The sequence below is a fragment of the Streptomyces sp. NPDC087844 genome, from assembly GCF_044742785.1.
GTDB lineage: Bacteria > Actinomycetota > Actinomycetes > Streptomycetales > Streptomycetaceae > Streptomyces.
Genome location: NZ_JBIUVD010000007.1, coordinates 179502 through 199379, shown reverse-complemented (window position 1 = coordinate 199379; position 19878 = coordinate 179502). Strand labels below are relative to the sequence as shown.

Here is a 19878-nt window from a genome sequence, read left to right as displayed (position 1 = left end):
CACCTCAGTGGACGGGGTGCATCGTGCGGCGCAGCCAGGGCGCCGCGGCGATCACGAGCAGACCGGCGGCCACGGCGATCGAGCCGTTGACGCCGAAGTACGCGGGCTTGGAGACGTCGTCGTAGAGCTTCACGGTCTGGGCCTGGATGCCGTTGGCGAGGGCCAGGGAGAGGAACCAGAGGGACATCGTCTGGCTGGCGAAGGCCATCGGGGCGAGCTTCGTGGTGGCCGACATGCCGGAGGTCTCCAGGAGGATGTCGCCGAGCCCCAGCAGGAAGTACGAGGCGACGATCCACCAGACGGACATCAGGTAGTCGTCGCCGTCGTGGCCCGAGGTCGGCAGCACCATCAGCAGGAACGACAGCCCTCCGAGCACCACGCCGAACGCGATCTTGTTGGAGGCGTGCGGCTGGCGGTGCCCCATCCGCACCCACAGCGCGGCCACCACGGGGGCGAGCGCGACCTCGAAGGCGCCCAGGGCGGACGCGTACCAGCCGGCGGGGAAGTCGAAGCCGAGGATCGTCGTCTCGGCGTTCGAGGCGGCCAGCAGGATCATCGTCGAGTACGCCTGGAAGAGGATGAAGTTGAAGACCGTGGACGCCAGGAACAGGACGATGTACGGGCGCATCCGGCCCCGTTCCCCGGGCGTCACCCGCGGACTCCTGAACATCACCGCGAAGTACACCACCGGCGCGATCACCGAGATCAGCGTCAGCAGGTCCACGAAGCGGTCCATGGTCAGCACTCCGGAGAGGGCCGACAGGACCGCGAGAACCGCCGCCACCAGGAGCCCCAGGACGATCAGACGGACCGCGCGGCGCATCGCGCGGGGCGGCAGCGCGAACTCGGCCGCCCGTCCGCGCCCGGCCAGGTGACGGCGGCCCGCCACGTACTGGATCAGGCCGAGGGTCATTCCGACGGCCGCCGCGGAGAAGCCCCAGTGCCAGCCCCGGTGGTCGCCCAGCCAGCCGGTGATCAGCGGGCCCGCGAAGGCGCCCGTGTTGATGGCCATGTAGTAGAGCGCGAAACCGGCGTCACGGCGTTCGTCGTCGGTGCGGTAGAGCTTGCCGACCATGGTGGCGACGTTGGGCTTCAGCAGGCCCGTCCCGGCGCTGATCAGGCCGAGACCCGCCCAGGTCGCCGCCGCGGTGGGCACCGCCATCGCGTAGTGGCCACAGGCGATCAGGACGCCGCCCCACAGGACCGCCCGGTACGAGCCGAGGACCCGGTCGGCGAGCCAGCCGCCGGCCACCGAGACCAGATAGACCAGCGTTCCGTACGCGGCAGAGACGGAGGCGGCCGTTCCGGCGGACATGCCCATGCCTCCGTGGGCGACCGTGTCCGCGAAGTACAGGACGAGGATCGCCTGCATCCCCAAGAAGGAGAAGCGCTCCCAGACCTCCAGTCCGGAGAGGGTGAGCAGACCTCTGGGCTGGTCGAAGAAGGTGTGGTCGTCGGCGGGGTCCGGGGGTTCGCCCCCGGGCTCCGGATCGGGTGCGGAACCGGTCTCGATCGCACTGTGGGACAAGATCCACCATCTCCCGCACCACTTCCTGAAAAGCCATCCTCTTCCAGGAGGTATCAGTCAGTTGTCTGCCATACCGGCAGATCACGAACATACCTACCACGGTCCGATACCGCCCGGCCCGGCCGAAGGTGCAAAAGGGATCAGCCGGAATGTGTCCGGCGGGGTGGTGGCGGGTGACGGGCGGGCGCTCATCGTGATCGAAAGACGACCGGATACGCTGACTTGAGTGCCAGCAGCGACACATCGACAAACACCCACAGCACAGAGCACACCCAGAACATCCAGAGACCGCCGTTGAGAGCGTCAGCAGACAGGAGACCCTCGTGACCGTCGTCGGGCCGTTCGGGCTGAGCGTGCGGGACCAGGCTCTCGAAGCCGATGTCCAGGCCGGACTGGCGGCTGTCGAGGAGGGACTGCTCGAAGCGACCAAGAGCGAGGTCCCGTTCATCACGGAAGCCGCGCAGCACCTCGTGCGCGCGGGCGGCAAGCGGTTCCGCCCGCTGCTCGTGATGCTCGCCGCCCGGTTCGGTGATCCGTACGCGCCGGGGATCGTGCCCTCGGCGGTCGTCGTCGAGCTGACCCACCTCGCCACGCTTTACCACGACGACGTGATGGACGAGGCGGACGTGCGCCGCGGCGTGCCCAGCGCCAACAGCCGCTGGGACAACTCGGTCGCGGTCCTCACCGGCGACTTCCTCTTCGCGCGCGCCTCGCACATCTTGGCCGATCTGGGCCCCGAGGCCGTACGCGTCCAGGCGGAGGCGTTCGAACGGCTGGTCACCGGCCAGATCCTGGAGACGGCCGGACCGCGCGACGGACGCGACCCCGTCGACCACTACATGGACGTGCTCGGCGGCAAGACCGGCTCCCTGATCGCCGTGGCCGGCCGGTTCGGCGCGATGATGTCGGGCGCCGACGAGACGGTCGTCGATGTGCTGACGCAGTACGGAGAGCGGCTCGGCGTCGCCTTCCAGCTCGCCGACGACGTGCTGGACATCGCGAGCGACTCGCGCGAGTCCGGCAAGACGCCGGGCACCGATCTGCGTGAGGGCATTCCTACGATGCCCGTCCTGCGGCTGCGCGAGCGCGTCGAGCGACTGGGACTGGCCGAGGACATCGCCCTCTCCGAACTGCTCGCCTCCGACCTGACGGACGACGCACGGCACGCGGAGGCGCTGGCCAGGCTACGCGTCCACCCCGCGCTGGACCAGGCCCGCCGCGACACCGTGCGGTACGCGGAGGACGCCCGCGCCACGCTGGCGCCGCTCCCGGAGTGCGACGCGAAGGCGGCTCTGGTGGAGCTGTGCGACGCGGTGGTGCACCGCGCGGGCTGAGCTGCGGCTTCGTGCACCGGTGAACGAAGAGGCACTCGTGAACCGGTAGGCGTAGAGAACCGGTAGGCGAGGAGAACCGGTAGGCGAGGAGACAGGAAGGCGGCCGAGGGCAGGCGAAGGGTTTCGTCGCGCCTCGGCGAGTTACACGGACGGCGTCCCCGAGTACGACCCCTACGGGTCGGTGGAGGCGCCGTCCACCCATGTCATACCCCAGGTGTACACGGAGTTGGCTCCGAGGTCTGACGCTTTCGGCCGACCGATTTGGTCAGATGGGACACACCACTTCACAGCAGTTCGGGTGACAATGGCGGCCAGGGTGGACGAGTGCGTGGACGGTTAGCCGCCGCCGACAACGGAGGTAGGGCACACATGGCACCGTACGGATCCGACGACAGCACGACCGAGGACGAGGCGGACGACAGGCGCGGCGGCAGGCAGAAAGCCGCGCGATATGTCGTTCCCGTCGCGGTGGTGGGGGTGGCGGCGGCGACCATCGGGCTGGTCCCGGCGTTCGCGGGCTCCGGCGACCCCGACCTGCCGAAGGTCAGCGCCCAGCAGCTCATCGAGAAGATCGCCGCTTCGGACGTACAGCAGCTGTCCGGCACGGTGAAGATCAGCACGGACCTCGGCCTGCCGGACCTCGGCGGCCTGGAGAGCAGCCTCGGCGGTGTCGCGGGCGGCGGGCGCGACGACTCGGGCTCGTCCGCGGACCCGTCGTCCAAGCTGATGGAACTGGCGTCCGGTACGCACACACTGCGGGTCGCGTCCGACGGCGAGGACAAGCAGAAGCTGTCGCTCCTCGACAAGGCCGCCGAGTACAGCGTGATCCACAACGGCGACGAGGTATGGGCGTACGACAGCGCGTCGAACGAGGCGTACCACATGAAGGACGGCTCCGCCGGTTCCTCCGACTCCGCGGAGAAGGGGACGAAGGACAGGTCCGAGGACGTGCCGGCCACGCCCGGGGAGCTGGCCGAGGAGGCGCTGAAGGCGTCGGACGACACGACGTCCGTGACCGTCGACGGTACGGCGCGGATCGCCGGGCGGGACGCCTACAAGCTGCTGATCAAACCGAAGCAGTCCGGTTCGACGGTCGGCGCGATCTCCATCGCCGTGGACGCGAAGACCGGCCTGCCGCTGAAGTTCACGCTCACCCCGGCGAGCGGCGGCGCGGCCGTCATCGACGCGGGCTTCACCAAGGTCGACTTCTCCAGGCCGGCCGCTTCCACCTTCGACTTCAGCCCGCCGAAGGGCGCGAAGGTCACCGAGGGCGACGAGCTGAAGTCCGACGGCCCGGCGGGCAGGGGTGACGCGGGCAGGGGTGACGCGGGCAAGGGGGACAAGGCACGTCCCGGGAGCGGCAAGAGCGGCGAGGACCTCGGCAAGGAGTTCCAGGGCCTGAACGTCATAGGTGAGGGCTGGACCTCCATCGCCCGGTTCGACACCGGCGGCGAGGGCCTGCCGTCGGAGGGGTCCGGTGGCGGCGACGCGGGCCGCTTCCTGGACTCGCTGGGCGACCAGGTGAGCGGCAAGTTCGGCTCGGGCACGGTCTTCTCGACCCGCCTGGTCAACGCGCTGATCACGGAGGACGGCAAGGTCTACGCCGGCGCGGTCACCAAGGAGGCGCTGGTGAAGGCGGCCAACGCGGCGAAGTAGGTCCCGTACCGGGCGGCCCGCTGATGGCGGGGTTCCCCGAGGGCAAGGCGAAGTGAGGGAGTCGATGGCGGAACTGTCCACCGCGGACGGGGACACGACGGGTGACGGCGGCACGGTGGACCCACGTGACACGGGTGACACCGTGATCGCCACCCGCGCGCTGACCAAGCGCTACCGCGGTGGACAGCTCGCCGTCGACGGCCTCGACCTGGCCGTCCCGGCGGGCAGCGTCTTCGGCTTCCTCGGCCCGAACGGCTCCGGGAAGACGACCACCATCAGAATGCTGATGGGCCTGATCGAGCCGACCTCCGGCACGGCCCGCGTCCTGGGCCGGCCCATGCCGCGCGCCACGCGCACCGTGCTGCCGCACGTGGGTGCGCTCATCGAGGGCCCCGCCCTCTACGGCTTCCTCTCCGGCCGCGACAACCTCCTGCGGTACGACTCCGCAGACCCGGCCGCCGACCCGCGCACCCGGCGTACCCGCGTGGCCATGGCGCTCGACCGGGTCGGACTGACCGCGGCAGCGGGCAAGAAGGCGAAGGCCTACTCGCTGGGGATGAAGCAGCGGCTCGGGCTCGCGGCCGCGCTGCTGCAGCCCCGGAAGCTGCTCGTGCTGGACGAACCGACCAACGGACTCGACCCGCAGGGGATGCGTGAGATCCGCGCCCTGGTCCGTGAGCTCGCCTCGGACGGCACGACCGTGTTCCTCTCCTCGCATCTGCTCGACGAGATCGAGCAGGTCTGCACCCACGCCGCGGTGATGGCGCAGGGCAGACTGCTCATCCAGGGGCCGGTGGCAAAGCTCGCGGCGGGCGCGCGCAGCCGGCTCGTCGTGACCACACCCGATCCGGGCGACGCGGCCCGGGTGCTGAAGGAACAGGGCATGAGCGACGTCGTGGTCGCCGAGGACCGGGTGAGCGCCGATCCACCGGACCGCGACCTCGCCGAGGTGAACGCGGCACTGGTCACGGCGGGCGTCCGCGTCCGAGGCTTCGGGATCGAGCGGGCCTCGCTGGAGGACGCGTTCGTGGCGCTCACGGGGGAGGGTTTCGATGTCGCGGGCTGAGACCGCAGAGCCGTCGGCGACGGAGAAGAGCACCGATGGAGCCGCCCCGGGACGGACACCGAGCCCGCTGTGGACTCTCGGGCTGCTGGGCAACGAACTGAGCACCACGCTCCGCCGCTGGCGGACCATCGCACTGCTCGGGGTGCTCGCCGCGGTGCCGGTGCTGGTCGGCATCGCGATCAAGATCGAGACGAGCGACGGGTCGTCCGCCGGAGGCGGCGGGGGCGAGGGGCCCGCGTTCATCGCACAGATCACCAACAACGGACTGTTCCTGGTGTTCACCGCGCTGGCCGCCACGCTGCCGTTCTTCCTGCCGATGGCGGTCGGCGTCATCGCGGGTGACGCGATCGCGGGCGAGGCGAACGCGGGGACGCTGCGCTATCTGCTGGTCGCACCGGCGGGGCGTACGCGCCTGCTGATCACCAAGTACGCGACCGCGCTGGCCTTCTGTGTCATCGCCACCCTCGTCGTGGCGACCTCGGCGCTCGTCGTCGGCGCGCTCCTGTTCCCACTGGGCGAGCTGACGACGATCTCCGGCACGCGCATCAGTTTCGGCGAGGGGCTGGGCCGGGCCCTGCTGATCGCGCTGATCGTGGCCGCGTCACTGATCGGGATCGCGGCGCTGGGCCTGTTCGTCTCGACCCTCACGAACAGTGGGATCGCGGCGATGGCGACGACCGTCGGTCTGCTCATCACGGTGCAGATCCTCGACCAGATCCCCCAACTGCACGCGATACAGCCGTACATCTTCTCGCACTACTGGCTGTCCTTCGCCGACCTCATGCGCGACCCCGTCTACTGGGACGACCTGATACGGAACCTGGAACTGCAGGCGCTGTACGCGGCGGTGTTCGGCGCGGCGGCCTGGGCGCGGTTCACGGCGAAGGACATCACCGCGTAGCGAGCGGCGCGGACTCTCGAAGCCGGCTCAGTTCTCACAAGGAACCGCGTCCGGGACCTCGTCCGGGACCTCGTCCGGGACCGCGTCCGGGACCTCGTAGGGAAAGCGGGCCAGCGGGGGTTCCTGGGCGAAGAACGTCTTGGCGGCGGCCAGGGCGCCGGAGTCGTTCAGTACGTCCCCGGGCTTGCTGCCGTTGCCGAGGAGGACTCCGCCGAAGCGCATCCCCAGGTAGGCGGCCGAGTGGTTGAGGGTGCCGACGAGAGGATCGGCGACCTCTTCCTCCTCGTGCGCGAAAGCGGTGACACCCCACAGGGTGCGTCCGGCCATCGTCTTCTTGAAATCGACGCCGGGGGTGCGCAGCCAGCCCGACCAGTGGTCGAGGTAGCGCTTGGTGGACGCGGACACGGAGTACCAGTACAGCGGTGAGGCGATGACGAGGTCGGTCGCCGCGAGCGTCGCGTCGAGAAGCGCCGCCGTGTGGTCGCCGGACGGCCGGACGTGGTCGCTGTCGTGGCGGAGGTCCTCGAAGTCGGGGAGGGGGTGCTCGGCCAGATCGATCCAGCGCTGGGTGACACCGGCGGGCAGCTGTTCGGCGGCTCTGCGGGCCAGCAGCTCCGTATTGCCGTGGTCGCGGCTGCTGCCCAGAAGGAAGAGGAAGTGGCGGGTCATGAGGGCTCCGTCATGTAGGGCGTCCGATGACTACACGCGCATGCAATATATGCACACGCATGCAGACATCGGCTACCCCGTGAACGGGCCGGTCCGTCTCACGGGCCGGTCTGCCTCAGGAGCTGCGAACGGAGGCGGGCGGTTACTCCGACAGTTCCCACACCGCGTACGCGAGCGCGTCGCTGTTGCGGTTCAGGGCGGTGTCGTTGATGTTCGTCGTCGTGTCGCACGAGGAGTGGTAGCAGCGGTCGAACGCCACGCCCGCCGTGCCGCCCCACTTGGTCACCTGCGCCGCGGTCTTGCGGGTGCTGGCGCCGGTGAAGAGGCCGCCGACGGGGATGCCCGCGCTCTTGAAGTAGGCGTGGTCCGAGCGTCCGTCACCCTCGGTCTCGATCTCGGTCGCGACGCCGAGGCCGGTGAAGTAGTCCTTGAAGGTCTTCTCGATGGCCGGGTCGTCGTCGTAGACGAAGTAGCCGGGGTTCGGCGACCCGATCATGTCGAAGTTCAGATAGCCGCTGATCTTCGCGCGGTTGGCGGTGGTGAGGCTGTTGACGTAGTAGCGCGAACCGACCATGCCCAGCTCCTCGGCCCCCCACCAGGCGAACCGCAGATGCTTTGTGGGCTGGTACTGCGCCCGGGACACGGCGAGCGCGGCCTCCAGGACGGCTGCCGAACCGGTGCCGTTGTCGTTGATGCCGGGCCCCGAGGAGACGCTGTCGAGGTGGGAGCCCGACATGACGACCTGGTTGGCGTCGCCGCCGGGCCAGTCGGCGATCAGGTTGTAGCCGGTGCTGCCGGAGGAGGTGAACTGCTGGATGGCGGTGGTGAAACCGGCCGCGTCCAGCTTGGCCTTCACGTAGTCGAGGGAGGCCTTGTAGCCGGCGCGGCCGTGGGCGCGGTTGCCGCCGTTGGCGGTGGCGATGGACTGCAGTTGGGTGAGATGGGCCTTGACGTTGGCCACGGGTATGTCCGGTGCGGCGGCCACGCGCGCGGGCGCGGCGTCGGCTATCGCGCTCGTCGTGAGCAACGCGGCGATCGCCATGGCGGCGGCACCCGTGGCGCGTCCGGGAACGGAGAGCTTCATGTGGGGGGCTCCGAATTCCTTTGGATTCCTTGGATTCCTTGCGGAAATGGGTGCCTGATGGTGAAGCTGAGGCTGACGTTCCGTCAAGAGCGCAATCCGGTCAGCCACGTTCGCATAGCGGATACCTCCCGGATGCCCCTGGATACCTCCCGGGTGTGCCACCGATGTGCCACCGATGTGCCACCGATATGCCACCGGTGTGCCACCGGTATGTCACCGGAGCGTCAGTGCGTCAGAGCGTCAGTGCAGACAGAACTCGTTGCCCTCCGGGTCCGCCATCACCACCCACTCGCCCGAGGGTTCCTTCACCTCGTGGACGACTGTCGCCCCGAGCCCCGTCAGCCGTGCGACCTCCGCTTCCCGTTTCCCGCCCTCGGCGTGCAGGTCGATGTGCAGCCGGTTCTTCACGGTCTTCGGCTCCGGCACGCGCTGGAACAGCAGCCGCCGCCCGAGCCCCACCCCGCTCTCCTCCTCGTACGGGTCCTGCGGGTGCCGTACGCCGGTCGCGTCCCGCCAGGCATGGCGGCCGTGTGACTCGACGACCAGCTCGGGGGGCGCGGCGCCGACGCTCAGCAGGCGCTCGATCAGCGGACTGTGGTCCTCCACCAGGTAGTTGAGGGCGGCGCCCCAGAAGTCGGCCTGGGCGTGCGGGTCCGCGGTGTCGACGACGAGCTTCCAGTGCAGGGGCGCGGGCGCAGGGGCGGGCGCGGGCGCGGACTGAGGTGCGGAGGGCTGGGTCATGGTAACCAGTTATAGTGGTTACGTGAGCGGGCCTGCAATGACATCGCCGAGATCGCCTGGACTGACTCTCGTGTCGTACGGGGGGAAGCGGTACCGCTTCGATGCCGGGGCGCTGTGCACGGAGCTGCTGACCACGGGTGGGCCAGGGGAGTTCGCGCGCTACGAGTCGCTGCACGAGCCCGCGGACCTGCTGCGCTGGGTGGAGCGGAGCCGTCTGCCGGGCGGGCTCGAAATGCCGGTCACGGAAGGGGAGTTGGCGGAAACGCGAGTCCTGCGCGACGCATTGTTCCAGGTCGTCGCCGACCGCGCCCATGGCCTGCCACTGGGGGCCCGTGAACTCGACGCCGTCAACCTCGCCGCGGCCGGGGCGCCGCTCGCCGCGCGTGTCGAGGCAGACGGTTCACGCGGGTGGGCGCCGGGGGCAACGGTGACGCGGTTGCTGGCCACCGTGGCGCGTGAGGCGGTCGAGTTGCTCACCGGGCCGTACGCGGACCGCTTCCGGGAGTGCGGGTCGGACAACTGCGGTCTGCTGTTCGTCGACACGTCGCGGCCGGGGCGGCGGCGCTGGTGCGCGATGGAGCACTGCGGCAACTTGCACAAGGTGCGGGCGCATCGGGCTCGACGGGCTGAGGGGGACTGAGGGGGACTCAGGGAGGCTGAGGGGGACTGAGGGGGGACTGAGGGTTTCGTCCACGGTGCCGGCCCGGTGGGGGCGGGTCGCGCGGTTCCCCGCGCCCCTGAGAAGCGGGGCTGCGCCCCTGCCTTTCATCCACCTGCCGCGCCCGTGAACCCGCCCTCCCCACCTTTCAGCCCGTCCGGCGTGCTTTTCAGTCCGTCCAGCCTTTGAGGACCCGGGGTTCGGGGCCGATCTCGCCATACTGTTCGTATGACCGCAGCCGCCCCTGCCTCCCCCGTCTCCGTCTCCGTCTCCGTACAGCGCACCCGCGTCGTCGTCGTGGGCGCCGGTCCCGCCGGGCTCACGCTGGCCAACATCCTGCGGGCCGCCTCCGTGGACTGCGTGGTGCTGGAGAACGAGAGCAGGCAAGTCATCGAGCGGCGCCCGCGCGCGGGGTTCCTGGAGGAGTGGGCGGTCCGCGCGCTGGACGGGCGGGGTCTCGCGGACCGGCTGCTGCAGAACACGGTGGTGCACACCGAGTGCGAGTTCCGGTTCGCGGGGGAGAGCCACAGGTTCCCGTACACGGGTGTGTCGGGGCAGCGGCACTACGTCTATCCGCAGCCGCTCCTGGTGACCGACCTGGTGCGTGAGTACGCGGACGTCCGCGGCGGCGACATCCGGTTCGGCGTCCGTGACGTCGAGCCGGCCGGGACGGACACCGACCGGCCCTCGGTGGCGTACACGGATCCGGAGACGGGTGAACGTGTACGGCTCGACTGCGACTTCGTCGCGGGGTGCGACGGCGCGCGCGGTGTGACCCGCGCCCACATGCCGGCGGAGCACGTCACGGTCGCCCGGCACGACCTGGGCGTCGGCTGGCTGGCGCTCCTCGCCGAGGCGCCCCCGTCCTCCGACTGCGTGGTCTTCGGTATCCATCCGCGCGGGTTCGCCGGTCACATGGCGCGCAGTGCGCAGGTCACCCGTTACTACCTGGAATGCCCGCCGGGCGACGACCCGGAGAACTGGTCGCACGACCGCGTCTGGTCCGAGCTGCACGAACGGCTCGCGGCGGACGGGGCCCGGCCGCTCGTCGAGGGCGAGCTGATCGAGAAGCGGGTCCTGGCCATGCACAACTACGTGGTGGAGCCGATGGCGTACGGGCGGCTGTACCTGGTGGGGGACTCGGCCCACCTGCTCGCACCCATCGGCGCGAAGGGCATGAACCTCGCGATCCACGACTCCCTGCTGCTCGGCGACGCGCTCGTCGCCCACTACGGCAAGGGGGACGACAGCGGGCTGCGGGGCTACTCGCAGAGGTGTCTGCGGCGCGTGTGGCAGTACCAGGAGTTCTCCCAGTGGCTGTCCGAGGTGTACCACGGTGTCTCGTCCGGCGATCCGTTCCGTGCGGGGATCGCGCGGGCGAGGATGCGGCGGACTCTCGGCTCGCCGGCCGCCGCGGCCGGATTCGCCGAACTGTTCCTCGGCAAGGACACCGACTACTGACGCACCGATTACTGACGCATCGGCTACCGGCGTATCGGCTACCGACGCACCGGCTACTGACGCACCGGCTACCGACGTTGGCTCACCTGGTCTTGTCCGGCTGTTGCCCCGGTTGCCCCGGTTGCCTCGTTTGCTTCGGCCGTCTCGGTTGCCGTCTCGGTCGCCGCCTCCGCGGTTGCCGAGGCCGCCGCGATCGCCGCGTTCCGCAGGACCGTCCGCGACCGGTGGGCCGTGCGCAGCGCATCCCAGGTCAGCAGCGACAGCGCGGCCCACACCAGGGCGAACCCGGCCCACCGCTCGGGGGGCATCGCCTCGTGGAAGTACAGGATGCCGAGCAGGAACTGCAGCACGGGCGCCAGGTACTGCAGCAGGCCCAGTGTGGACAGCGGAACCCGGATCGCCGCCGCGCCGAAGCACACGAGCGGCAGGGCGGTCACCACACCGGTCGCGGCCAGCAGCGCCGCGTGCCCGGCGCCCTCACCGCCGAAGGTCGCGTCGCCCTGGGCCGACAGCCACACCAGATAGCCGAGCGCGGGCAGGAACTGGACGGCGGTCTCCGCGGCCAGCGACTCAAGGCCGCCGAGGTTGAGCTTCTTCTTCACCAGCCCGTACGTGGCGAAGGAGAAGGCGAGACAGAGGGAGATCCACGGCGGCTGGCCGTATCCGACGGTCAGGACGAGCACCGCGGCGAAACCGGTGCCGACCGCCGCCCACTGGGCGGGCCGCAGCCGCTCCTTGAGGAGCAGGACTCCGATCGCGATGGTGACGAGGGGGTTGATGAAGTAACCGAGTGACGCCTCCACCACGTGGCCGCTGTTCACGGCCCAGATGTAGACGCCCCAGTTGACGGTGATCACGGCTGCCGCGACGGTGATCAGGCCCAGCTTGCGCGGCTGGCGCAGCAGCGGGAGGGCCCAGGACCAGCGGCGCATCACCAGGAGGGCGATCAGTACGACACCGAGGGACCAGACCATGCGGTGGGCGAGGATCTCTCCGGCGCTCGCGGGTTCGAGGAACGGCCAGAAGAGGGGGACGAGCCCCCACATGCCGTAGGCCGCGAAACCGTTCAGCAGACCGATCCGCTGTTCGCCCTTGGGCTCAGGACCCGCGTCCGGACCTATGTGCTGTTCGCCCTTGGACTCCACCGGCACGGCCCCTCCTTCTCTCTCGCCTCAAGCGCAAGCTCAAGCCCGAAATCAAGCTCAAGCCCGAAATCAAGCTCAAGCGCACAAGCAAGCTCATGCGCACAAGCAAGCTCAAGCCCGAAGTCGCGCTCAAGCCAGAACCCCAAGAAGGTAGCGCCAAGAACCCCCGCGCGTCATGCCCGTATCGCCATACGGTCATGACAGGCGGGGGCGCACGTCCCAAGCGGGACGGGGTGCGGGACCGCGAGAGGGAGCGGGACCGGGACCGGGGCCTCAGCCCTTGAGTGCCGCCGCGACCGACTCCGCGATCGGCGTGGTCGGACGGCCGGTCAGCCGGGAGAGGTCGCCCGTGCTGACGATCAGCTCGCCCTTCTCGATGGACTCGTCCACGCCGGCCAGGATCTCGGCGAACGGCGCGGGCAGGCCGGCGCCGGTCAGGATGCCCTTGTACGTCTCGGCGGGCACGGCGTTGTACGCGATCTCCTTGCCGGACGCCTGCGACACCGCGGCGGCGTACTCGGCGAAGCTGAAGGTGGTGTCGCCGCCCAGTTCGTACGTCTGGTTCTCGTGGCCCTCACCGGTCAGCACGGCCACGGCGGCGGCCGCGTAGTCCGCCCGGGAGGCGGTGGAGATCCGGCCCTCGCCGGCTGCCTGGACGACGGCGCCGTGTTCGAGGACGGGGGCCAGGTTCTCGGTGTAGTTCTCGTTGTACCAGCCGTTGCGCAGCAGGGCGTACGTCACACCGGACTCCAGGATGGCCGCCTCGGTGCCCCGGTGGTCGTCGGCCAGCGCGGCGGTCAGGGTGCCGGGGGCGCTGGTGTACGCGAAGAGCGCGACTCCGGCGGCCTTGGCGGCGTCGAGCACGACCTTGTGCTGGGCGACGCGGCCCTTGCCGAACTCGTTGCCGGAGACGAGCAGCACCCGGTCGCCGGCGGAGAAGACGCTGTCGAACGTCTCGGGAGCGTTGTAGTCGGCGACCGCGATACGCACGCCGCGGGCGGCGAGGTCCGCAGCCTTCTCCTTGCTGCGGACGACGGCGACGACCTGGTCGGCCGGAACCTTCTCCAGCAGTCCCTCGATGACGTGCTTGCCGAGGTGTCCGGTGGCTCCGGTGACGACAATGCTCATGGTGGAAGCAACTCCTTGTGGGGTGGGTACGCACTCACCATAGGAGCTGCACTAACTCTGGGAAAGTACCCACTTTGAAGTAAGGTACCTCCATGACGGTAAGCGCATTGGCAGTGAACACTCCGGCAGTGAACACTCCGGCAGTGAACAGTCCGGCCGTGGACAGCCCGGCAGGAGACAGTCCGGCAGTGAGTCCGGTGGTGAGCAAGTACTTCACCGGCGAGGGGATGTGTCCGTACCGCCTCGTCCTGGAGCACCTCACCAGTCGCTGGGGCGTTCTCGTCCTGATCGAGCTCAGGGAGCGTCCGTACCGCTTCAGCGAGCTGCGCCGGGCGATCGGCAGGGTCAGCGAGAAGATGCTCACCCAGACCCTGCAGACCCTGGAACGCGACGGCCTCGTACACCGCGACGCCAAGCCGGTCATCCCTCCGCGCGTCGACTACTCCCTGACCGACCTGGGCCGGGAGGCCGCCGAACAGGTGCGGGCCCTGGCGCTGTGGACCGAGCAGCGGATGGACGCGGTGGAGAAGGCCAGGCAGGCGTACGACGAGGCCCGGTCGTAAGCACGACGACCGGGCCTCGCCCCGAAGTTGCGCGGGGCCGTGTCACTCCGCGGCTCCGCCGCGTGGGCGCGACCAGCCACGACGCACCCGCTGCACGGAGCAGACGAAACACCGCCTTCTCAGTGCGGCGGTCAGCCCACGACCGTCCAGGCATCCCCGCCGGTGAGCAGCGCGGACAGATCCCCTTTGCCGTTCTGCTCGATGGCGGAGTCGAGCTGATCGGCCATCTGCGTGTCATAGACCGCCCGGTCCACGGCCCGCAGCACACCGATCGGCGTGTGATGCAGCGTGTCCGGATCGGCGAGCCGGGACAGCGCGAACGCCGTCGTCGGCGAAGCGGAGTGCGCGTCGTGGACCAGGATCAGCGACTCGTTCTCCGGAGTGACGGTGACGACCCTCAGATCCCCGGTCACCGCGTCGCGCACGACGCCTTTCGCACCGAGACCGTCCTCCAGCGGAGCGCCGAAGCGGATCGGCCGCCCGTGCTCCAGGCGGATCACCGCCTCCTCGGCCTGCTGCCTGTCCTTGAGGACCTCGAAGGCGCCGTCGTTGAAGATGTTGCAGTTCTGGTAGATCTCGACGAGGGCCGTGCCCGGGTGGGCCGCCGCCTGCCGCAGGACCTCGGTGAGGTGCTTGCGGTCGGAGTCCACGGTCCGCGCCACGAACGACGCCTCCGCGCCGATCGCCAGCGACACCGGGTTGAAGGGCGCGTCGAGCGAGCCCATCGGCGTGGACTTCGTGATCTTCCCGACCTCGGAGGTCGGGGAGTACTGGCCCTTGGTGAGCCCGTAGATCCGGTTGTTGAACAGCAGGATCTTCAGGTTCACGTTCCGCCGCAGCGCGTGGATCAGGTGGTTGCCGCCGATGGACAGCGCGTCCCCGTCACCGGTGACGACCCACACCGACAGGTCCTGCCGTGACGAGGCGAGTCCGGTCGCGATGGCGGGCGCGCGGCCGTGGATGGAGTGCATCCCGTACGTGTTCATGTAGTACGGGAAGCGGGATGAGCACCCGATGCCCGAGACGAAGACGATGTTCTCCTTCGCCAGGCCGAGTTCGGGCATGAAGCCCTGTACGGCGGCGAGGATCGCGTAGTCGCCGCAGCCGGGGCACCAGCGCACTTCCTGATCGGACTTGAAGTCCTTCATGGACTGCTTGGCCTCGGCTTTGGGCACCAGAGTGAGCGCCTCGATCGTGCCCGAGCCTTCCGTGGTCGTCTCAGCCATCGATGGCCTCCTTGAGAGCCGTGGCGAGCTGCTCAGCCTTGAACGGCATGCCGTTCACCTGGTTGTACGAGTGGGCGTCCACCAGGTACTTCGCCCGGACGAGCGTGGCCAGCTGACCGAGGTTCATCTCGGGGATGACCACTTTGTCGTAACGCCTCAGCACGGCGCCGAGATTCCGCGGGAAGGGGTTGAGGTGACGCAGGTGGGCCTGCGCGATGTGCTCCCCGGCCGCGCGCAGTCGGCGTACCGCCGCGGTGATCGGTCCGTAGGTCGAACCCCAGCCGAGTACCAACGTGTCCGCGTCCCCGGTGAGGTCGTCGACCTCCACATCCGGTACGTCGATGCCGTCGATCTTCGCCTGCCGCGTACGGACCATGAAGTCGTGGTTGGCCGGGTCGTACGAGATGTTGCCCGTGCCGTCCTGCTTCTCGATGCCGCCGATGCGGTGTTCGAGGCCGGGCGTGCCAGGGATCGCCCATGGACGGGCCAGGGTCTTGGGGTCGCGCTTGTACGGCCAGAAGACCTCGGTGCCGTCGTCCAGCGTGTGGTTGGGTCCCTGCGCGAACTGCACCCGCAGATCGGGAAGTTCGTCGGTCTCCGGGATCCGCCACGGCTCCGAACCGTTGGCCAGGTAGCCGTCCGAGAGCAGCAGCACCGGCGTGCGGTACGAGAGTGCGATCCGGGCCGCCTCGACGGCCGCGTCGAAACAGTCGGCGGGCGTGCGGGGGGCCACGATCGGCACCGGGGCCTCGCCGTTGCGCCCGTACATCGCCTGGAGCAGGTCGGCCTGCTCGGTCTTGGTCGGCAGCCCGGTCGAAGGCCCGCCGCGCTGGATGTCGATCACCAGCAACGGCAGCTCCAACGACACCGCCAGCCCGATCGTCTCGCTCTTGAGCGCCACGCCGGGACCGGACGTCGTGGTCACCGCCAGCGAGCCGCCGAAGGCCGCGCCCAGCGCCGCCCCGATCCCGGCGATCTCGTCCTCGGCCTGGAAGGTCCGCACACCGAAGTTCTTGTGCTTGCTCAGCTCGTGCAGGATGTCGGAGGCGGGCGTGATCGGATACGAGCCCAGGTACAACGGCAGGTCGGCCTGCCGGGAGGCGGCGATCAACCCGTAGGACAGCGCCAGGTTCCCGGAGATATTGCGATAGGTGCCCGTCGGGAAGGCCGCGGTGGCGGGGGCGATCTCGTACGAGACGGCGAAGTCCTCGGTCGTCTCGCCGAAGTTCCACCCCGCCCGGAAGGCGGCGATGTTCGCCGCCGCGATGGCGGGCTTCTTGGCGAACTTGGTCCGCAAAAACTTCTCGGTGCCCTCGGTCGGCCGGTGGTACATCCACGACAGCAGGCCCAGCGCGAACATGTTCTTGCTGCGCTCGGCCTCCTTGCGGGACAGGTCGAACGACTTGAGCGCCTCGACGGTCAGCGTGGTGAGCGGCACGGGGTGGACGGAGAACCCGTCCAGCGAACCGTCCTCCAGCGGGTTGGCCGCGTACCCGACCTTCGACATCGCCCGTTTGGTGAACTCGTCCGTGTTGACGATGATCTCCGCGCCGCGCGGAACGTCGGCGATGTTCGCCTTCAGGGCGGCCGGGTTCATCGCCACCAGGACGTTGGGCGCGTCGCCCGGGGTGAGGATGTCGTGGTCGGCGAAATGCAGCTGGAAAGAAGAAACGCCCGGCAGTGTTCCTGCGGGCGCACGGATCTCGGCGGGGAAGTTCGGCAGTGTCGAAAGGTCGTTCCCGAACGATGCCGTCTCGGAGGTGAAGCGGTCTCCGGTGAGCTGCATACCGTCACCCGAGTCCCCCGCGAACCGGATGATCACCCGATCGAGCCGGCGTACGTCCTTGTCACCCGCCGGTTTGCGCTGTTCTCCTACGACGGCTCCGTCGGCCTGCTCAGCTGGACTGCTGACCTGACTGGTCACTGAAGTGAACCTCCTTCGAGGCGGCTGTCCGGGTGAGGCCCTCCCGCAGGCCTCCACTTCGGGCCCAACCCTACGTCGGGGAGGGGTGCCCGCCCCGGGAAGCTCTCATGACGGACGCCGTTTCGGGACTGTCGTACATCCTGTTTTGCCACAATTGATCCGCCCCCCGGAGTTAGCTGTGAAGACGCTCCGTACACATTCTCGGTTCTCACACTCGGACCGTGCTAAATCCCCGACACAGCCCCCTGGCACAGTGTCAGCTTTCAATGCATCAGGTGATCAGGTGATCAGGACTTCGGGTGGATCATGGCTTCAGGGCTTCAGGTGGATCGGGACTTCAGGGCTTCAGGTGGATCGGGACTTCGGGTAGGTCAGGACTTCTGGGTCAGGACTTCAGATAGGTGAGGACCGCTAGAACGCGCCGGTGGTCCCCGTCGCTCTGGGACAGGCCCAGTTTCATGAAGATGTTGCTCACGTGCTTCTCGACCGCGCCGTCGCTGACCACGAGCTGCCGGGCGACCGCGGAGTTCGTCCGCCCCTCGGCCATCAGTCCCAGGACCTCCCGCTCGCGCGGGGTGAGCCGCACGAGGACGTCCTGCTTCCGGCTGCGCCCGAGCAACTGCGCGACGACCTCGGGGTCGAGAGCGGTGCCGCCGCGGGCCACGCGGACGACCGCGTCCACGAATTCCCTCACTTCGGCTACCCGGTCCTTGAGGAGATAGCCGACGCCGGTGCTGGAACCGGCCAGCAGTTCGGTGGCGTACTGCTCCTCCACGTACTGCGACAGCACCAGGACGCCGAGCCCCGGGTGCTGCTTGCGCAACTGCACGGCCGCCTTCACACCTTCGTCGGTGTGGGTCGGCGGCATCCGGACGTCCGCGACCACGACGTCCGGCAGCGCGTCCTGCGCCGCGAACTCCGTGATCGTCTTGATCAGCGCCTCCCCGTCCCCGACGCCTGCGATCACCTCGTGCCCGCGGTCGGTCAGCAACCGGGTCAGGCCCTCCCGCAGCAGCACTGAATCCTCGGCGATGACCACGCGCACTCTGTCCTCCACGATTCTCGGCCCCCCAGCCCGTCCAGGACCGCGCACCGGGTCGATCCCCGCCCACGCCCCGCACATACGTCAGCCCCCAGCATCCCAGCATCGGGACCCGTGCGCGGCATGTTTCCAGGCGGCAGGGGGGTCGCGACCCGACTCCAGGAGAAGCCGGCCCGGGGCCGCTGTCGTCCGCGGGTGCGCCGTGGCTGGTCGCGCAGTTACCCGCGCCCTCTTCCAGGGGCGCGGGGAACTGCGCAATCCTTTCGCTTCAGGAGGCGGGGGCGGGGGCGGAGGCGGGGCGGGGGGCCGAGGGCGAAACCCCCGGTTCCGGGAAGGGGCGGGACCGGGGAAGAAGAACCCGCCGGCCCGCGGAGCGAAAACCTCAGGCCGCCCGCCAGGGCAACTCCGCGGTCACCCGAGTGGGCCCCGCCACAGGCGAATCGACCACGAGAATGCCGTCCACCGAGTCGAGCCGCCCGGCAAGCCCCGCGAGCCCGGACCCCGCCCCGGCATCGGCCCCCCCGACCCCGTTGTCGACGACCTGAAGCATCAGCCGGTTCTCGATCCGCCAGACATCGACCGTCGCCCGCGTGGCCCGCGAGTGCTTGCTGATGTTCTGCAGCAGTTCGGACACCGTGAAGTACGCGATCCCCTCGATGGCAGGCGCCGGCCGAGCCGGCAGATCGACCTCGACGTGCACGGGCACGGTGCACCGGGAGGCGACCGAGGACAGCGCCGCGTCCAGCCCGCGGTCGGTCAGCACGGCGGGATGAATCCCGCGGGCGAGATCCCGCAGTTCCTGAAGCGCCGTCTTCACCTCACCGTGCGCCTCGCCCACCATCCGCGCCGCCTCTTCCGGATCCTCCGTCAGCTTCTCCTTCGCGAGGCCCAGATCCATCGCCAGCGCCACCAGCCGGGCCTGCGCCCCGTCGTGCAGGTCGCGCTCGATACGCCGCAGGTCGGCCGCCGCCGTGTCGACCACGACACCCCGGTCCGACTCCAGCTCCACCACGCGGGTGGCCAGCGTCGAAGGGCCCAGCAGCCCGCCCACGAGAAGCCGGTCCACCAAGGTCAGCGCCCGTACGATCCACGGCGTCGCCAGCGTGAGCAGCAGCCCGACCAGCGCGGTGACGGTGATCTCGAAGGGGTTGTCCAGGTAGACCCGGTGCCCCTCGTCCCCGTACAGCTGCAGGCCGTCCTGGCCGCCGTGCATCGGGAAGACCCAGAACCACAGCGGGTACGTCAGCAGCGTCCAGCCGGTCGTCCAGAGGGTGATGGCGACGGAGAAGGCGAACACGGCCCACGGGAAGTGGATGACCGTGTAGACGAGGTGGCGCCAGGACGCGCCGCTCTTCAGCGTGGCCCCCATCCACCCCATCGGGCCCTGCTTGCGCATCCGCAGCGGCTCCGGCGCGGCGACATCGAGGCCCAGCAGGGCGCGGGCGCGCCCGCGTTCCAGCGCGCCGAGTCCGCGGCAGCCCGCGAGTCCCGCGGCGAGTACCGGGACGCCGAGGAAGGTGATCAGCAGGCCCGCGCCGAGCGACATCATCGTCACGGCGAAGGTGAACATGAAGATGCTGATCGGCAGGCTCAGCATCAGATAGGCGAACTCACGCAGGCTGCGGGGCTCGATCGGCGCCCGCAGCGCGGTGGGGAGCCGGTGCCACCGCTCCCCGGTGCCCTCTCCCCGGAATCCGGGGCCGTCGTCCCACCCGTATCCCTGTCCGTACTCCGTGGTCATGGCCGCCGTCC

At 69.5% G+C, this 19878-nt stretch carries 17 protein-coding genes; 7 read left to right on the top strand and 10 right to left on the bottom strand.

Annotated elements, in window-relative coordinates:
* Window positions 1-4: 4 nt before the first annotated feature.
* Complete coding sequence (locus tag ACIOKD_RS16830; RefSeq protein ID WP_402083983.1) at window positions 5-1528, bottom strand: peptide MFS transporter; 1524 nt, start codon at window positions 1526-1528, stop codon at window positions 5-7.
* Between the two features lie 323 nt (window positions 1529-1851).
* Between ACIOKD_RS16830 and ACIOKD_RS16825 the strand changes: the two genes are divergently transcribed.
* The 4 genes from ACIOKD_RS16825 (at window position 1852) to ACIOKD_RS16810 (ending at window position 6485) form a co-directional block, all read left to right on the top strand.
* Window positions 1852-2862 (top strand): polyprenyl synthetase family protein, encoded by a 1011-nt coding sequence (locus tag ACIOKD_RS16825; RefSeq protein WP_402083981.1) that lies wholly within the window; start codon window positions 1852-1854, stop codon window positions 2860-2862.
* Between the two features lie 369 nt (window positions 2863-3231).
* Window positions 3232-4518 (top strand): outer membrane lipoprotein carrier protein LolA, encoded by a 1287-nt coding sequence (locus ACIOKD_RS16820; protein WP_402083978.1) that lies wholly within the window; start codon window positions 3232-3234, stop codon window positions 4516-4518.
* A gap of 64 nt (window positions 4519-4582) precedes the next feature.
* A complete protein-coding gene (locus tag ACIOKD_RS16815) occupies window positions 4583-5584 on the top strand; it encodes an ABC transporter ATP-binding protein (RefSeq protein WP_402083975.1) in 1002 nt (333 codons plus the stop codon).
* Window positions 5571-6485, top strand: coding sequence for an ABC transporter permease (locus ACIOKD_RS16810; RefSeq protein WP_402083973.1), 915 nt, complete (start codon window positions 5571-5573; stop codon window positions 6483-6485). Before ACIOKD_RS16815 ends, ACIOKD_RS16810 begins: the two co-directional genes overlap by 14 nt.
* Window positions 6486-6512: 27 nt before the next feature.
* Here ACIOKD_RS16810 and ACIOKD_RS16805 read toward each other — a convergent pair whose 3' ends face one another.
* The 3 genes from ACIOKD_RS16805 to ACIOKD_RS16795 form a co-directional block, all read right to left on the bottom strand.
* Entirely contained in the window at window positions 6513-7154 is a 642-nt protein-coding gene (locus ACIOKD_RS16805; protein ID WP_402083970.1) for a flavodoxin family protein, read from the bottom strand.
* Window positions 7155-7296: 142 nt separating this feature from the next.
* Window positions 7297-8238: a M28 family metallopeptidase gene (locus tag ACIOKD_RS16800; RefSeq protein ID WP_402083967.1), complete on the bottom strand. Its 942-nt coding sequence runs from the start codon at window positions 8236-8238 to the stop codon at window positions 7297-7299.
* A 240-nt stretch (window positions 8239-8478) separates the two neighbouring features.
* Window positions 8479-8979 carry a VOC family protein gene (locus ACIOKD_RS16795; RefSeq protein WP_402083964.1) on the bottom strand — a complete coding sequence of 167 codons (501 nt, stop codon included), beginning with the start codon at window positions 8977-8979 and terminating at the stop codon, window positions 8479-8481.
* Between the two features lie 37 nt (window positions 8980-9016).
* Here ACIOKD_RS16795 and ACIOKD_RS16790 point away from each other — a divergent pair, with 37 nt between their 5' ends.
* Window positions 9017-9619 (top strand): CGNR zinc finger domain-containing protein, encoded by a 603-nt coding sequence (locus tag ACIOKD_RS16790; RefSeq protein WP_402084341.1) that lies wholly within the window; start codon window positions 9017-9019, stop codon window positions 9617-9619.
* Between the two features lie 246 nt (window positions 9620-9865).
* Window positions 9866-11098 (top strand): 4-hydroxybenzoate 3-monooxygenase, encoded by a 1233-nt coding sequence (locus ACIOKD_RS16785; protein ID WP_402083961.1) that lies wholly within the window; start codon window positions 9866-9868, stop codon window positions 11096-11098.
* Window positions 11099-11166: 68 nt separating this feature from the next.
* Here the strand turns inward: ACIOKD_RS16785 and rarD are convergent, their stop codons facing one another.
* Both rarD and ACIOKD_RS16775 read right to left on the bottom strand, forming a co-directional pair.
* Window positions 11167-12144 carry an EamA family transporter RarD gene (gene rarD / locus ACIOKD_RS16780; RefSeq protein ID WP_402084338.1) on the bottom strand — a complete coding sequence of 326 codons (978 nt, stop codon included), beginning with the start codon at window positions 12142-12144 and terminating at the stop codon, window positions 11167-11169.
* A 372-nt stretch (window positions 12145-12516) separates the two neighbouring features.
* Window positions 12517-13371 carry an SDR family oxidoreductase gene (locus tag ACIOKD_RS16775; RefSeq protein ID WP_402083958.1) on the bottom strand — a complete coding sequence of 285 codons (855 nt, stop codon included), beginning with the start codon at window positions 13369-13371 and terminating at the stop codon, window positions 12517-12519.
* 227 nt (window positions 13372-13598) lie between these two features.
* Here ACIOKD_RS16775 and ACIOKD_RS16770 point away from each other — a divergent pair, with 227 nt between their 5' ends.
* Complete coding sequence (locus ACIOKD_RS16770; RefSeq protein WP_402084335.1) at window positions 13599-13934, top strand: winged helix-turn-helix transcriptional regulator; 336 nt, start codon at window positions 13599-13601, stop codon at window positions 13932-13934.
* A gap of 131 nt (window positions 13935-14065) precedes the next feature.
* Here ACIOKD_RS16770 and ACIOKD_RS16765 read toward each other — a convergent pair whose 3' ends face one another.
* The 4 genes from ACIOKD_RS16765 to ACIOKD_RS16750 all read right to left on the bottom strand — a co-directional run bounded on the left by ACIOKD_RS16765 (window position 14066) and on the right by ACIOKD_RS16750 (window position 19867).
* The gene (locus ACIOKD_RS16765; protein ID WP_402083956.1) at window positions 14066-15160 is read right to left on the bottom strand and encodes a 2-oxoacid:ferredoxin oxidoreductase subunit beta; all 1095 of its coding nucleotides are present in this window, start codon (window positions 15158-15160) and stop codon (window positions 14066-14068) included.
* Window positions 15153-17084 (bottom strand): 2-oxoacid:acceptor oxidoreductase subunit alpha, encoded by a 1932-nt coding sequence (locus ACIOKD_RS16760; protein ID WP_402083953.1) that lies wholly within the window; start codon window positions 17082-17084, stop codon window positions 15153-15155. The genes ACIOKD_RS16765 and ACIOKD_RS16760 overlap by 8 nt, the downstream gene beginning before the upstream one ends.
* Window positions 17085-17469: 385 nt before the next feature.
* Complete coding sequence (locus ACIOKD_RS16755; RefSeq protein WP_362775111.1) at window positions 17470-18141, bottom strand: response regulator transcription factor; 672 nt, start codon at window positions 18139-18141, stop codon at window positions 17470-17472.
* Window positions 18142-18508: 367 nt separating this feature from the next.
* Window positions 18509-19867, bottom strand: coding sequence for a sensor histidine kinase (locus ACIOKD_RS16750; protein ID WP_402083949.1), 1359 nt, complete (start codon window positions 19865-19867; stop codon window positions 18509-18511).
* Window positions 19868-19878 lie beyond the last annotated feature (11 nt).

What these genes read in the sequence shown, in the direction of transcription:
- ACIOKD_RS16820 (WP_402083978.1), top strand. Translation starts at nt 3,232, where the DNA reads ATGGCACCGTACGGATCCGACGACAGCACGACCGAGGACGAGGCGGAC.
- ACIOKD_RS16815 (WP_402083975.1), top strand. Translation starts at nt 4,583, where the DNA reads ATGGCGGAACTGTCCACCGCGGACGGGGACACGACGGGTGACGGCGGC.
- ACIOKD_RS16810 (WP_402083973.1), top strand. Translation starts at nt 5,571, where the DNA reads ATGTCGCGGGCTGAGACCGCAGAGCCGTCGGCGACGGAGAAGAGCACC.
- ACIOKD_RS16805 (WP_402083970.1), bottom strand. Translation starts at nt 7,154, where the DNA reads ATGACCCGCCACTTCCTCTTCCTTCTGGGCAGCAGCCGCGACCACGGC.
- ACIOKD_RS16800 (WP_402083967.1), bottom strand. Translation starts at nt 8,238, where the DNA reads ATGAAGCTCTCCGTTCCCGGACGCGCCACGGGTGCCGCCGCCATGGCG.
- ACIOKD_RS16795 (WP_402083964.1), bottom strand. Translation starts at nt 8,979, where the DNA reads ATGACCCAGCCCTCCGCACCTCAGTCCGCGCCCGCGCCCGCCCCTGCG.
- ACIOKD_RS16790 (WP_402084341.1), top strand. Translation starts at nt 9,017, where the DNA reads ATGACATCGCCGAGATCGCCTGGACTGACTCTCGTGTCGTACGGGGGG.
- ACIOKD_RS16785 (WP_402083961.1), top strand. Translation starts at nt 9,866, where the DNA reads ATGACCGCAGCCGCCCCTGCCTCCCCCGTCTCCGTCTCCGTCTCCGTA.
- rarD (WP_402084338.1), bottom strand. Translation starts at nt 12,144, where the DNA reads ATGTGGGGGCTCGTCCCCCTCTTCTGGCCGTTCCTCGAACCCGCGAGC.
- ACIOKD_RS16775 (WP_402083958.1), bottom strand. Translation starts at nt 13,371, where the DNA reads ATGAGCATTGTCGTCACCGGAGCCACCGGACACCTCGGCAAGCACGTC.
- ACIOKD_RS16770 (WP_402084335.1), top strand. Translation starts at nt 13,599, where the DNA reads ATGTGTCCGTACCGCCTCGTCCTGGAGCACCTCACCAGTCGCTGGGGC.
- ACIOKD_RS16765 (WP_402083956.1), bottom strand. Translation starts at nt 15,160, where the DNA reads ATGGCTGAGACGACCACGGAAGGCTCGGGCACGATCGAGGCGCTCACT.
- ACIOKD_RS16750 (WP_402083949.1), bottom strand. Translation starts at nt 19,867, where the DNA reads ATGACCACGGAGTACGGACAGGGATACGGGTGGGACGACGGCCCCGGA.